This is a genomic window from Yoonia vestfoldensis SKA53, assembly GCF_000152785.1.
GTDB classification, from domain to species: domain Bacteria; phylum Pseudomonadota; class Alphaproteobacteria; order Rhodobacterales; family Rhodobacteraceae; genus Yoonia; species Yoonia vestfoldensis_A.
This window is the reverse complement of the sequence record NZ_CH672414.1, coordinates 2,822,192-2,835,819: the sequence shown is the minus strand read 5'-3', so window position 1 is coordinate 2,835,819 and position 13,628 is coordinate 2,822,192. Positions and strand designations below refer to the sequence as shown.

At 63.4% G+C, this 13,628-nt stretch carries 14 protein-coding genes; 8 read left to right on the top strand and 6 right to left on the bottom strand.

Going from position 1 to position 13,628, the window contains the following annotated elements; genetic code table 11:
• Window positions 1-8: 8 nt before the first annotated feature.
• Together pyrC and plsY are read left to right on the top strand one after the other, a co-directional pair.
• Window positions 9-1,292 (top strand): dihydroorotase, encoded by a 1,284-nt coding sequence (gene pyrC, locus SKA53_RS13850; protein ID WP_007206796.1) that lies wholly within the window; start codon window positions 9-11, stop codon window positions 1,290-1,292.
• The gene (gene plsY / locus SKA53_RS13845; protein ID WP_007206795.1) at window positions 1,292-1,897 is read left to right on the top strand and encodes a glycerol-3-phosphate 1-O-acyltransferase PlsY; all 606 of its coding nucleotides are present in this window, start codon (window positions 1,292-1,294) and stop codon (window positions 1,895-1,897) included. Before pyrC ends, plsY begins: the two co-directional genes overlap by 1 nt.
• 58 nt (window positions 1,898-1,955) lie before the next feature.
• Here plsY and SKA53_RS13840 read toward each other — a convergent pair whose 3' ends face one another.
• The 4 genes from SKA53_RS13840 to SKA53_RS13825 are packed head-to-tail and all read right to left on the bottom strand — an operon-like array spanning window position 1,956 to window position 5,466.
• Window positions 1,956-3,326 carry a glutamate--cysteine ligase gene (locus tag SKA53_RS13840; RefSeq protein WP_007206794.1) on the bottom strand — a complete coding sequence of 457 codons (1,371 nt, stop codon included), beginning with the start codon at window positions 3,324-3,326 and terminating at the stop codon, window positions 1,956-1,958.
• Between the two features lie 58 nt (window positions 3,327-3,384).
• A complete protein-coding gene (locus tag SKA53_RS13835) occupies window positions 3,385-3,903 on the bottom strand; it encodes a hypothetical protein (RefSeq protein ID WP_007206793.1) in 519 nt (172 codons plus the stop codon).
• Window positions 3,896-4,735 (bottom strand): GNAT family N-acetyltransferase, encoded by an 840-nt coding sequence (locus tag SKA53_RS13830; RefSeq protein ID WP_007206792.1) that lies wholly within the window; start codon window positions 4,733-4,735, stop codon window positions 3,896-3,898. The genes SKA53_RS13835 and SKA53_RS13830 overlap by 8 nt, the downstream gene beginning before the upstream one ends.
• Window positions 4,732-5,466 (bottom strand): 16S rRNA (uracil(1498)-N(3))-methyltransferase, encoded by a 735-nt coding sequence (locus SKA53_RS13825; RefSeq protein WP_007206791.1) that lies wholly within the window; start codon window positions 5,464-5,466, stop codon window positions 4,732-4,734. The genes SKA53_RS13830 and SKA53_RS13825 overlap by 4 nt, the downstream gene beginning before the upstream one ends.
• Between SKA53_RS13825 and ubiA the strand changes: the two genes are divergently transcribed.
• Genes ubiA through SKA53_RS13805 form a run of 4 tightly spaced genes read left to right on the top strand, consistent with a single transcriptional unit; the run spans window position 5,467 to window position 9,489 of the window.
• Entirely contained in the window at window positions 5,467-6,432 is a 966-nt protein-coding gene (gene ubiA / locus SKA53_RS13820) for a 4-hydroxybenzoate octaprenyltransferase (RefSeq protein ID WP_007206790.1), read from the top strand.
• Between the two features lie 56 nt (window positions 6,433-6,488).
• Window positions 6,489-8,402: an OmpA family protein gene (locus SKA53_RS13815; protein ID WP_007206789.1), complete on the top strand. Its 1,914-nt coding sequence runs from the start codon at window positions 6,489-6,491 to the stop codon at window positions 8,400-8,402.
• Window positions 8,399-8,725: a hypothetical protein gene (locus SKA53_RS13810; RefSeq protein WP_007206788.1), complete on the top strand. Its 327-nt coding sequence runs from the start codon at window positions 8,399-8,401 to the stop codon at window positions 8,723-8,725. Before SKA53_RS13815 ends, SKA53_RS13810 begins: the two co-directional genes overlap by 4 nt.
• A gap of 5 nt (window positions 8,726-8,730) precedes the next feature.
• Window positions 8,731-9,489, top strand: coding sequence for an NAD(P)H-dependent oxidoreductase (locus SKA53_RS13805; protein WP_007206787.1), 759 nt, complete (start codon window positions 8,731-8,733; stop codon window positions 9,487-9,489).
• 18 nt (window positions 9,490-9,507) lie between these two features.
• Here the strand turns inward: SKA53_RS13805 and SKA53_RS13800 are convergent, their stop codons facing one another.
• Window positions 9,508-10,455: an L-threonylcarbamoyladenylate synthase gene (locus SKA53_RS13800; RefSeq protein WP_007206786.1), complete on the bottom strand. Its 948-nt coding sequence runs from the start codon at window positions 10,453-10,455 to the stop codon at window positions 9,508-9,510.
• Window positions 10,456-10,569: 114 nt separating this feature from the next.
• Between SKA53_RS13800 and SKA53_RS13795 the strand changes: the two genes are divergently transcribed.
• Together SKA53_RS13795 and SKA53_RS13790 are read left to right on the top strand one after the other, a co-directional pair.
• The gene (locus SKA53_RS13795) at window positions 10,570-12,276 is read left to right on the top strand and encodes an acyl-CoA dehydrogenase (RefSeq protein WP_007206785.1); all 1,707 of its coding nucleotides are present in this window, start codon (window positions 10,570-10,572) and stop codon (window positions 12,274-12,276) included.
• On the top strand, window positions 12,276-13,316 hold the full coding sequence (locus tag SKA53_RS13790; RefSeq protein WP_007206784.1) for an MBL fold metallo-hydrolase: 1,041 nt from the start codon (window positions 12,276-12,278) through the stop codon (window positions 13,314-13,316). Before SKA53_RS13795 ends, SKA53_RS13790 begins: the two co-directional genes overlap by 1 nt.
• On the opposite strand, the gene SKA53_RS13785 is transcribed toward SKA53_RS13790, so the two are convergent.
• Window positions 13,300-13,539, bottom strand: coding sequence for a DUF6356 family protein (locus tag SKA53_RS13785; RefSeq protein ID WP_007206783.1), 240 nt, complete (start codon window positions 13,537-13,539; stop codon window positions 13,300-13,302). The genes SKA53_RS13790 and SKA53_RS13785 overlap by 17 nt on opposite strands.
• Window positions 13,540-13,628: the final 89 nt, after the last annotated feature.

Genomic DNA, 13,628 nt, shown 5'->3' with positions numbered 1-13,628 from the left:
ACCAACCCATGACCGCAACCTTTTTCGCCAATGCCCGCATCATCGACCCCGTCGCGCTGACCGATGCGCCGGGCTGTGTGCTGGTCGTGGACGGGCTGATCCATGACGTGACGGGCATCGACGCCACGCCGCCTGTCGGGGCAAAGATCGTGGATTGCGGCGGCATGTGTCTGGCGCCGGGGATCATCGACATTGGCGTCAAAGTCTCTGAACCAGGTGAGCGGCACAAGGAATCCTTTCGCTCTGCGGGCCGTGCCGCGGCGGCGGGAGGTGTCACGACGATGGTGACCCGCCCCGACACCGACCCCGCCATAGATACCCCCGAAAAACTCGAATTCGTCGCGCGCCGCGCGCAGCTGGACGCACCCGTGCATGTTTTGCCGATGGCGGCGCTGACCAAGGGGCGTGACGGTCAGGAAATGACCGAAATCGGGCTGTTGTCCGATGCCGGTGCGGTAGCCTTTACCGATTGCGACCATGTGGTCACAAAGACCAAGGTGCTGGCCCGCGCGCTCAGCTATGCGCGTTCGCTGGATGCTTTGGTGATCGGGCATACCCAAGACCCCGGCCTGTCCGAAGGGGCCGTGGTCACGACCGGCAAATTCGCGTCCTTGCGCGGCCTGCCGGGCGTGTCGGCGATGGCCGAACGCATGGCGCTGGACCGTGATATCAGCCTGCTGGAAATGACCGGTGCGCGTTATCACATCGACCAGATCACCACCGCCCGCGCCCTGCCCGCGCTGGAACGCGCCAAACGCAACGGGCTGCGGATCACGGCGGGTGTCAGCATCCACCATCTGACGCTGAACGATATGGATATCGCGGATTACCGGACGTTTTTCAAACTGACGCCGCCCTTGCGGTCCGAAGACGACCGCGCCGCCGTGGTGCAGGCCGTGGCCGAAGGGCTGATCGACGTGATCTGTTCGATGCACACGCCGCAGGACGAGGAAAGCAAACGCCTCCCATTTGAAGAGGCCGCCAGCGGGGCCGTCGGCCTTGAAACCCTGCTGCCAGCCGCGATGCGACTGTACCATGCAGGCCAGATCGACCTGCCGCGCCTGTTCCGTGCATTGGCGCTGAACCCCGCGCGCATTTTGGGGCTGGCCGCGGGCCGCATGCTGGCCGGTGCGCCCGCCGATCTGGTGCTGTTCGATCCGGACGCACCGTTCCAGCTGGACCGCACGACATTGCAATCCAAGTCGAAAAACACCCCCTTTGACGGCGCGCGCCTGCAAGGCCGCGTGATCGGCACATGGGTGGACGGCACCCGCATTTGGGAGAATGCATAATGCCCATCATCGAAAGCAGCCTTGCCATGCTGGCACTCTGGGGTGCCACAGGCTATCTGCTGGGGTCGATCCCCGGCGGGGTGATCATGGCGCGACTGATGGGCTTGGGCAATCTGCGCAACATCGGGTCGGGCAATATCGGGGCGACAAACGTGCTGCGCACCGGCAACAAGAAAGCCGCCGCACTGACCTTGATCTTCGATGCAGGCAAAGGCGCTATCGCTGTGCTGGCCGCGCGCGCCGCAGCACCCGAAGATGCGGTGCAAATGGCGGCGCTCATGGCCTTTATCGGCCATTGCTTTCCGGTCTGGCTGGGCTTCAAGGGCGGCAAGGGGGTGGCGACCTATCTTGGGATCTTGCTGGCACTGGCCTGGCCGATGGGCCTTGCGGCCTGCGGCATCTGGCTCGCTGTGGCGGTGATCACGCGCTATTCGTCACTGGCGGCACTGGTCGCGGCTGGCTGGATTCCAGTGGTGATGGCCTTTGCGGGCTATGGCGCGGCCACCGGTCTGGCCGCCTGCCTTGGCCTGCTGATCTATGCCCGCCACTGGGGCAATATCGCGCGGCTGCGCGCGGGAACAGAAGGCAAGATCGGGGCGAAATAACCCCATCGTCCGAGCCGAAATATCCCCGCCGGAGGCAGCAAGCGCGCAGCGCGCAGCCCTAATAGCTATATTGCGTATAAATCCGGTCCAGATCACCGGCCCAATCGCCATGATAATGGTCCAGTAGATCATCCGCAGGTGTCTTGCCGGTCTCGACAGTTTCTTTCAGCGCATTGAGGAAATGGGTCTCATCAGGAACCAATCCACCGGCACCGGGCAGGGCGCGGGCTTTCAGGCCAGCCTCTGAAATCGCCACGACCTCGCGCGCCAGCGCATGCATGTCGATCCCTTCGACCTGCGCTTGCAAGCCGTCCACCGATGCAGCAACGCGCAAGGCATCACGCTGTTCAGCGGTCCAGTTCTTGCACAGGTCCCATGCGGCATCGAGCGCAGTCTGATCATAAAGCAACCCGGTCCAGAACGCGGGCAACGCACACAGCCTGCGCCACGGGCCGCCATCCGCACCGCGCATTTCGATATATTGCTTCATGCGGGCTTCGGGGAAAACGGTGGTCAGATGGTCGGCCCAATCGGACATGCGGGGCTTTTCACCGGGCAATGCAGGCAATTCACCGCGCAGGAAATCGCGGAACGACATGCCCAAAGCGTCGATATATTTACCGTCGCGATAGACGAAATACATCGGCACATCGAGAACCCATTGCACCCAGGCCTCAAAGCCGAAACCTTCGTCAAAGATGAATGGCACCATACCGGTGCGCGCCGCATCCAGATCGCGCCAGATACGGGCGCGCCATGATTTATGGCCGTTGGGCTTGCCTTCAAAGAACGGCGAATTGGCAAAAAGCGCGGTTGCCACAGGCTGCAAGGCCACGCCGACGCGCATTTTCTGCACCATGTCCGATTCCGACCCGAAATCGAGGTTCACCTGCACCGTGCAGGTCCGGCGCATCATCGCCGTGCCCATGGTGCCGACCGATTGCATGTAACGGTCCATCAGCTGATAGCGCCCCTTGGGCATCAGCGGCATTTCGTCATGGGTCCAGACGGGGGCGGCGCCCAGACCGATGAATTTCACGCCGATCTCGTCGGACACGGCCTTGACCTCGGCCAGATGGCTGTTCACCTCGTCGCAGGTCTGGTGGATGGTCTCGAGCGGTGCGCCCGACAATTCCAGCGCGCCGCCCGGCTCAAGGCTGACATTGGCCCCGTCCTTGGTCAGGCCGATGATCTTGCCGTCCTCTTCCACACGGTCCCAGGCGAACCGGCTATGCAATGCCTCCAGCACCGCCTTGATCGACCGCGCGCCGTCATAGGGCAAGGGTTGCAGCGTATCGGCGCAATACCCGAATTTTTCATGCTCGGTGCCGATGCGCCATTCGTCTTTGGGTTTGCAGCCCTTGGCCAGCAATTCAGCCAATTGGTCGTGATGTTCGATCGGGCCGCCGCCGGTTTGTGGGATGGACATCGGGAAGGCTCCGTTCAAAGATCAATGGTCATATCCGTGACCTGCACCAGCGCATCCGTCAATGCAAGAGAGGACGCGCACGCGACCAGATCACAACAAGCGCATCCGGTGTGCGCGAAAGCACATCCAGCACCTTGCCTGTCTTGATCCCGGGCAGCGCCGCAAAGACATCGAACAGCGTATCCGCGCCAGCGGCGTTGATCGGAATGGCGATCCGCTGGCCACCGATACCGGTCAATATCCAGCTGGGGTCGGGATAGCTGCGAGGGTCAAGTGCGACCTCGGTCAAATCGTCCAGATCAAGGATACCCCCATCAAGCGGGCCGAAATAGGCCAGCCTGCGTTCGCGCAGCTGCACCACACCCGGCCCTTCACCATCCTGCGCAAAGCGCGCGCGCTGCACAGCGGCAAAGCCCCAGCCCAGCCCGATGACCCCCACCAGATAGCCCAGCCAGACCGTGACACCTGCCGCATTCAGCCCCCACCACAGGCCGAACAAGGCCAATCCGGCGGCAGCCAGCACCTCGCGCCAGCGCCAGAAAAAGGCGCGCGCTTCGGGGCGGAAAAAGTCAGCCATGTACCACCTGCGGTTCTGCGTGCAGCACGATGGCGAAGGCCCCGATCCGGCGGAACCCGATCGCCTGATACGCTGTGCTGGCAGCGACAGAGGCCGCGAACAGGATTGCTCGGCTGACACCCACAGCGCGCGCCTGCGCCAGATGCAGCGCCACCGCCCGCCGCGCCAGACCGCGCGACCGCAAACCGGGCGGCGTAAAGACCCCGCCAATCTGCACCGCATCGGGCAGGACCGCGTTAAACCCTGTCATCGCCACAGGCGTATCGCCATCAAACAGCACCCTGTGGCTGTCCACCGCAAGATAGCTGTCGATATCCTTGATCGCCGTTGCGTCCATGTCATTCTCCTGGCCCAGCATCGTCTCTGACAGATAGGCACGCCGCCAGCCGATCACCAGATCGCGCGGCGCATCGACCAGTGGGCGCAGGGTAAAACCGTCGGTATCAGGCATGACCAGATCGGTCAGGGGCAGGTCGTAATGCGGCTCTGTCGTTGCATAGCCTGCCGCCTGTTCCAGACCCAGTGCGGCGCGCAGGCCGGTCACTTGTGCGGCATCGCCCAGAATCGCGCAAACCGCGCTGCCCTGCATGGCAGCGCGCAGGTCGGCCCAAGGGTGGGTCGGGCAGACGGGAAACAGGGAACCACCATCGCTGATCGCGGCGATATCGGTGATCGCGCCGCGATCCTTGCGCAGCCAGAACGACATCGCGCGCGGATGGCCACCCGCCATGCCGTGCCTGTGCAGGTTCGCCAATGGAAACATCGCAATCGGCAGATGCCGGCGCAGGAATCCTGCGACCTCGGCCCTGTCGGCCAGCGTCGCACGGATCATCCCCAATCGCCCAGCGCTTGCTGCCACAATGTCAGCGCCGCCACCGCCGCGGTATCGGCCCGCAGGATGCGGGGGCCAAGGCTGACGGCATGGGCAAAGGGCAAGGCGCGCAACTTGTCGCGCTCGGCGGGGGAAAACCCGCCTTCGGGGCCGATCAGGATGGCCCAAGGGCCGGGAATTGCGGGCAGGCGCACCGGCGCGCCGATGGCTGCTTCATCACAAAACATCAACTGCCGGTCCTTGGGCCAATCCGCCAGCAGCCGGTCAAGTTTCGCCAGATCATCGACAGGGGGCACAAAGGTGCCGCCGCATTGTTCAGACGCCTCGACCGCATGGGCCTGTAGCTTATCCTGCCGGATGCGATTGGCGGCTTGGGTAAACGCGGTCTGCACGGGGATAATCCGCGCCGCCCCCAGCTCCACCGCCTTTTCCACGATAAAAGCGGTGCGTTCCTTGCGAATCGGGGCAAAGACCAGCCACAGATCAGGTGGGGTCTGCAAGGGGCGCGTCTGCGCCTGACAGGCCAGCACGCCGCCCTTGTTGCCTGCCTTTTCGACCACCGCGTCCCATTCGCCGTCACGGCTGTTGATCAATGACAGCACGTCACCCGCCCCCAGCCGCATGACCCCGAACAGGTAATGCGCCTGATCACGGTTCAGTGGAACCGATTGCCCTACCCCCAAGGGGTGATCTACATAAAGCCGGACCTTGGATGCCATGAAGCGGATCATATGACCCAAAATCCCCGGATGCCAGAGCCTGCGGGCCGTGTCGCCGACGCCGTGCGTGGCAACTGGGTGGACCGGTTGGCGCCCGCGCCCACACGGCCCTATCTGCGGCTGTCGCGCGCGGACCGGCCGATCGGCACTTGGCTGCTTTATCTGCCCTGCCTGTGGGCGCTGGGGCTGGCGGTGATAGCGACGGGGCGTTTCGACAGCTTTGCAATCTGGATCATCGCAGGCTGCGGGATCGGAGCGTTTTTGATGCGCGGTGCGGGGTGTACATGGAACGATATCACCGACCGCGACATCGACGGATCGGTGGCGCGCACAAGATCGCGGCCGATTCCCTCTGGCCAGACCAGCGTGAAAGCGGCGGTGATCTGGATGATCGCACAGGCATTGGTGGCCTTTGGCATCCTGATTACCTTTCCGCCTGCAGCGATTGTGCTGGGCATCCTCGCGCTGCTGCCGGTGGCGGTCTATCCTTTCGCCAAACGGTTCACATGGTGGCCACAAGTATTTCTGGGGCTGGCATTCAACTGGGGTGCGTTGCTGGCCTGGGCCGCGCATACCGGCAGCATCGGGCCTGCGCCTTTCGTGCTCTATCTGGCAGGGATTGCGTGGACGCTGTTTTACGACACGGTCTATGCCTATCAGGATGCCGAGGATGACGCGCTGATCGGCGTGAAATCCACCGCGCGGCTGTTTGGCGATACCGCGCGCTGGTGGTTGCGGCTGTTTCTGGCGCTGACGGTGATTCTGTTTGGGGCGGCGGTGGTGCTCGCCACGCAGGACAGGTCGATCCTGTCGCTGGTCGTGGCATTGGGCGGGCCTTTGGCGATGGGCGGGCATCTGGCATGGCAGTTGCACCGCTTCGATGCAGATGACAACGAAGGGCTTTTGCGTATTTTCCGGTCAAACCGCGATGCCGGCCTGATCCCTTTGCCGTTTTTTGCCATGGCCTTTCTGGTATGATTGAACACCCCGACCACAGGGCCTATGCAGGACCGGGACAAAAGAAACGGGATTGAATGCGCCTTTCTGCCATTTTCATACGGATCATCGCCTTCAGTGTCGCAGCCGCCGGATCGGTCGCCGCCGCACAGCTGACGGTCGCCACGGTCGAAGACCGGTCGGTCGATGCCGTGCGCCAGACACTGGCCGAAAACGGCCATGAGTGGACAAACGTCTTGGGCGACGGGTTGCAGGTGATTCTCGAAGGCACCGCCCCCACCGAGGCTGGGCGCTTTCGCGCAATATCAGCGGCTGGCGGGGTCGTCGATGCAAGCCGTGTGATCGACAATTTGTCGGTCGCGGATGCCGCAGATTTCGCGCCACCCGAATTCAAGATCGAAATCCTGCGCAATGACAGCGGTGTGTCGCTGATCGGCCTGATCCCTGCCAGCACCAACCGTGACGCATTGGCGCGCCGCATCACGCGAATAGCAGACGGGCAAGGCGTGGCGGACCTGCTGGAAACCGGCGATTACCCAACGCCCCCGACATGGCGCGCCGCCGTTGATTTCGCGATTGTGGCGCTGGAAATGCTGCCCCGTTCCAAGATTTCGGTCACCGCGGACCGGATCACCATCAGCGGTATCGCCGACAATCTGACCGATAAACGCCGATTGGAGGCCGCCCTTGCCCGTAGCCGGCCCGATGGCGTGCGCCTGGCGCTGGAAATCAACGCGCCGCGGCCGGTGATATCGCCCTTCACGGCGCGGTTCATTCTGGACGCAGACGGGGCGCGGTTCGATGCCTGCGCTGTCGATACCGTCGACGCCCGCGAACTGATCCTGGACGCGGCCACCAGCGCCGGGCTGGAAGGCCGCGTGACCTGCACGCTGGCCCTTGGCGCACCGTCGCAGGATTGGGGCCAGGCGGTCGCCCTGGCCATTGACGCCCTGCATGATGTCGGAGGCGGCACCGTAACGCTGACCGACACCGACGTGATTCTGGTCGCCCTGCCCGGGACGGAACAGGGCATTTTTGACAACGCCATAGGCGAGCTTGAAAACAGCTTGCCCGATGTCTTTGCCCTGACCGCCGAATTGCCCAAGCTGCCGGATGATCAAGCCGCTGGCCCACCGCAATTCACCGCCACGCTCAGCCCCGAAGGCCATGTCCAGCTGCGCGGGCGGATGCCCGACGACCTGACCAATATGGTGGCCGAAAATTTTGCAACGGCCAAATTCGGGCAGCGCAATATCACCATGCGCACCCGCGTGGTCGACGACTTGCCCGTCGGGTGGTCTGTCCGCGTCCTTGCCGGGATCGAGGCGCTGTCGGAACTGTCCAATGGCATTGTCGTCGTCGAGCCGCAGACAATTACGGTTCGCGGCAACACGGGCAACGAAACCGCCACAGCAGAAATATCGCGACTGATGATCGACAAGCTGGGACAATCGGCCGATTTCGACCTGGACATCGGCTATGTCGAGGCGCTGGACCCGATCGCCGCCCTGCCGACGCCAGACCAATGCATCGCCCAGATCATTGCCATGACTGACGGGCGCAAGATCACCTTTGATCCAGGGTCCGCCAGCATCACGGCCGCCGCCCAGCCGGTGATCGACGATATCGCAGAGGTCTTGCGCCTTTGCGGTGACCTGCGCATCCGCGTGGCCGGTTACACCGACAGCCAAGGCCGCGAGGCAATGAACCTGCGTCTGTCGCAAGACCGCGCCGATGCCGTGCTGACCGCCCTGCGCGCCCGCCGCGTGCCAGTGTCCACATTCGAGGCCGTGGGCTACGGCATCGCCGATCCGATTGCCGATAATGCCACCGAAGCAGGCCGCGAGGCGAACCGCCGGATCGAGTTTAGCCTGATCGTGCCTGAGGACGCAGACGCCGTCACCGACGAAACCCTGCCCGAGGCGCTTGAAACCGACGCCGAAACCGCCCAAGACGGTGCAGGGGACGACGCGGCAGAGGCGACACAGTGAACAGAACCGAATTCATCATCGCGACGGCAGTCATCCTGTTCGTGGCCTTCGCGCTGGGGTGGTTCGCCAGCTGGCTTGTCAACCGCTTTACCCGCGTGACCACATCCGAAATCGGCGAATTGGACAAGATGGCGCAAGCCCTGCACGAGGCCGAAGAAACCCGCGATCAGGCGATCACCTATCTGCAACAGCGCGAAGCCGAGATGACCAACCAGCTGTCCCAGACCGAGGCTGAATTGCGCGCCGCAATGGATGGCCTGCGCGAGGCCCGCCGCGAGGCCGAGGAATTGCGCAGCTACATCGAACGCCAGCACGCGGGCTAGGCCGGATGGCTGCCACCCTGGTCGTTCTGGCCCATCCCGAACAGCGGTCTTTCAACGCGCAATGGGCGCAGGCCAGCGCCACGGCCAGCGCCGATCTTGGCCATGAAGTAATCTGGTCCGATCTTTATGCGCTTGGATTTGACCCTGCCGAACGGGCCGCGCATTACGACCACCCCGCCGGTATCCCTTTCGATCCGCTCAAGGCGCAAGCCCATGCCACCGCAACCGCCCTGCCCGCCGATGTCGCCGCCGAGGTCGCCAAACTGCACCGGGCTGACCGGATCGTCTTTCACTTTCCGCTGTGGTGGTTTTCACCGCCTGCCATGCTCAAAGGCTGGTGCGACCGTGCGCTGGCCCATGGCGCGCTGCATACCACCGACCAGCGGTTCGACACCGGAATCCTGAAAGGCAAAAAGGCGCTTTTCTGCGTGACCACCGGATCCAGCACTGATGAAAGCGCCTACAACGGCAAGGAAGGTGATGTGAACCTGCTGCTGTGGCCGCTTGCCTATACGCTGCGCTATGTCGGGATGACGGTATTGCAGCCGGTCTGTGTGCATGGTGTGCATGGCTATCATCGGGGCGAACCTGCCATGGCCCTGACGGACAAGCTGGGACAGGTGCTGGAACGGCAGGCGGCGCTGATCGCGGGGTTCGATGCCTTGCCTGAAATCGCCTTCAACGCCGATGCTGATTTTGATGCCAAGGGCCGGCTGCGCGCGGGCAGGCCCAGCGTGACACCTTTTATCCGGCATGATCCGTAGGGTGGGCTTAAGCCCACTTTACCTAGGCGCTGCTGCCCGTTTCAACCTGTCGTTGATCGCGCGACCCAACCCGTGATCGGGGATGGGGGCCACCGCGATGCGTGCAGCCCCCATCGCATCCAGCTGGTGCAAGCAGTCGAACAGGCGTGCTGCGGCCTCGGTCAGATCGCCTGCGGGTGACAGGTTCAGATCAGCATCCATCAATCCGAAACCCAGCATCACCTCGCCGTCCTGCCGCGCGGTCGCATTCAGCCGGACCTGTCCAATCGGCGCGTAATGCGACAAAAGCTGACCGGGTGACACGGGCGCATCGGGGTTTTCCGATATGGCCAACGGCCGCCCCAGACAGGCCGCAATCGCCTCGGACGGGATGCCGCCCGCGCGCAGCAATGTGGGCGTGCCAAGGCAGGCGACGATTGTGGATTCCAGACCCACAAAGCAAGGCCCACCGTCGACCAGCGCGTCGATCCGGTCACCCAGACTGTCGCGCACATGGGCGGCTGTTGTGGGGCTGATCCGACCTGACGCGTTGGCTGAAGGTGCAGCCACCGGCCCGCCGAAGGCAGCCAGCAAACCCTGCGCCACCTTATGGTCCGGCACCCTGACCGCGATACTGTCCAGCCCTGCCGTCACCAGCCGCGATATGCCCGCCTGCGGTCGCAAAGGAAGCACCAAGGTCAGCGCGCCGGGCCAGAAGGCCGCGGCCAGACACCGCGCATCATCATTGAAATCGCAGATTTCGTTGGCGGCGGTGATATCCCCCAGATGCACGATCAGCGGATTGAACGATGGCCGCCCCTTGGCCGCGAATATCGCGGCGACTGCCCGGTCATTGCGCGCATCAGCCCCCAGACCGTAAACGGTTTCGGTCGGAAACGACACCAGCCCGCCTTGCGTCAGGATCTCTGCCGCGCGCGCCAGACCTGCGGCATCGGGCTGCAAAAGGGCCGCGCCTCGCGTGCTCATGACGTAGCGTTCAGGTTGAAGGGTGACATGGGATGGATAACTTTGACATTTGATCCTCTGCATAGCCGCGGCATCCGCCCTTGCCAAGCAGACCATTCAGTCGGAGATGTTCAAATGCCCTATCGCGCCCCGATCCGTGACTTCCGGTTCCTGCTGGATCATGTCGTGGGGTTTGCAGAGGTCGCAGGCACCGACCGGTTTGCGGATGCCACACCCGATATGACGGGCGCGATCCTGACCGAGGCCGGCAAGATGTGCGCAGATATCCTCGCGCCGTTGAACCAGATCGGTGACAAGAACCCCGCGCATCTGGACAACGGCATCGTACGGACCCCCCCCGGATTCCCAGACGGCTATCGCGCCATCGCAACTGGCGGCTGGATCGGCATGTCGGCCGCGACGGAACACGGCGGGATGGGTTTGCCAATGACGTTGACCACCATCGTCAATGAGATGATGTCTGGCGCCTGCCTTGCGCTGCAACTGAACCCGCTGATGACCCAAGGCCAGATCGAGGCGTTGGAACACCATGCCTCGGACGCGATCAAATCGGTTTACCTGCCGAAACTGATTTCCGGCGAATGGTGCGGCACGATGAACCTGACCGAGCCGCAGGCGGGGTCCGATGTTGGTGCCTTGCGCACCAAGGCCGAACCAAACGGCGACGGCACCTATGCGATCACCGGACAGAAAATCTATATTTCTTGGGCAGATAATGATTTTACTGCCAATGTGTGCCATCTGGTGCTGGCCCGTCTGCCGGGCGCCAATCCCGGCACCAAGGGGATCAGCCTGTTCATGGTCCCCAAGCTGATCCCCGATGCGGATGGCAATCCGGGCCGCAAAAACGATCTGCGTGTCGTCAGCCTCGAACACAAGATGGGCCTGCATGGATCACCGACCGCAGTGATGGAATATGCGGGTGCGACCGGCTGGCTGGTCGGGCCGGAACATGGTGGCATGGCCGCGATGTTTACCATGATGAACAACGCTCGTCTGGGTGTCGGCATGCAAGGGATCGGGACCGCCGAACGCGCGCTGCAACACGCGCTGGCCTATGCGCAGGATCGCAAGCAGGGGCGCGCTGACGGCACGGGTGCGATCATCGAACATGCCGATGTGCGCCGGATGCTGACCACGATGCGCGCCGATATCTATGCTGCGCGCGCCATCGCGCTGATGAATGCCGTGGCCATCGACATGGCGACAGCGACGCATGATCCCGCCTGGACCGCGCGCGCGGCGTTTCTGACGCCGATCACCAAGGCCTTCGGCACCGATGTCGGGGTCGAGGCCACCAATACCGGCGTGCAAATCCATGGCGGCATGGGCTTTATCGAAGAAACCGGCGCCGCCCAATTCGTCCGCGATGTCCGCGTCAGCACGATCTACGAAGGCACGAATGGCATTCAGGCGATGGACCTTGTCGCGCGCAAGCTGATGGATGGTGGCGATGCCGCGTTCCGCCTGCTGGATGATGTTGTCCGCGGGGCAGAGGCCGCCAAGGCGACCCACCCCGATCTGGCCCATGCGGTCTGGGAAGCTGCTGAAACGCTGCGCGAAGCGACCGAATGGCTGGTTGGCCGCCCTGATCTGAATGACCGTTTCGCCGGTGCCGTACCTTATCTGCGCGCCTTTGCGCGGGTGCTGGGCGGGCATGTCCATCTGGCCAGCGCCATGGCGGGCGATACGGGCCATCTGCGGCTTGCGACATTCTATATCAAGCGGATGCTGCCCGAATATCTGGGCCTTTTGATCCATGTGCGTGAAGGGGCCGCCGATCTGGCGGCAATCACAGCCGACGATCTGGCCGCCGCCTGATGCCCGATGGCGGCGCTGGCATCCGGTATCCTTTTCCCGATCCGCCCACTGCGGGCGAGGCTGTCCGCGTTGCCGACGGCATCCTGTGGATGCGGCTGCCGCTGCCGATGGCGCTCGATCATGTGAATGTCTATGCGCTGGATGATGGCGATGGCTGGACGGTTGTGGATACCGGCTTTGCCAGCGTCACATCAAAGGCAATCTGGCAAAGATTGCTGGACGGCCCGCTGGCGGGCAAGCCCGTCACCCGTGTGATCGTGACCCATCACCACCCCGATCATGTGGGGCTGGCGGGGTGGTTTGTCGCACAGGGTGCAGAGCTGCATATGCCGCGCACCGGCTGGTTGATGGCGCGAATGTTGACGCTTGATGTGCAGGACCGGCCCGCGCCGGAAACCATCGCCTTTTACGAACGCGCCGGCATGGCGGCGGATGAACTGGCACGGCGCAAGACCGAACGCCCGTTCAACTTTGCCGATTGCGTGGCACCCTTGCCGCTGGGGTATCAGCGGTTGCAACACGGTGGCACGATGCAGATGGGCGGTCGGATCTGGGACATCCGCATGGGCGATGGGCACGCGCCCGAACATGCGACCTTCTGGTCGCGCGATGATGCGGTGGTGCTGGGCGGTGATCAGTTGCTGCCCTCGATCAGCGCCAATCTGGGGGTCTATCCGACCGAACCCGATGCCGACCCCGTGGGCGACTGGATGGCCAGCTGCACAGGTTTCCAATCCTTTGCGCAGCCCGACCAACTGGTCCTTGGGGGGCATAAACTGCCCTTTACCGGCCTGCCGCTGCGGCTGCGGCAGATGATCGACAATCATCACGGCGCGCTGGACCGGCTGGTCGCCCATCTGGACCAGCCACGCGCGGCGGGCGCGTGTTTCGTGCCGCTGTTCAAACGCCAGATCGGCACCGCCGAATACGGGCTGGCGCTGGTCGAGGCGGTGGCGCATCTGAACCACCTGCACCAGACCGGACGCGCCAGCCGCCATCTGCGCGATGACGGGGCCTATATGTTCAGTGCCGTGCCATAATCCGCGCATGCAGGCGCTTTAATATCCGGCTTGCTGTTGTCTCGCACAGCGCGGGGATCACGGCATGGACCAGCGCCGCCAGTGACGCCACACCCAGCCAGAACGAAAACCCCAAGGCAAAGCGCATATGCCCGAGATAGGTTTCATTCACGCTGGCCGGATGATCAAGGAACAGCGTGGCGACCAAATTGCTGCGGGCGGTGTCTTGGGATGCGTCTGACATGAAAACCTCTGTTGGTGGGATTTCGGCCAGGCTAGCCCATCAGCCGCCAAATCCGGTCCCAAATTTCATTGTCATTCAGGCAGATCATG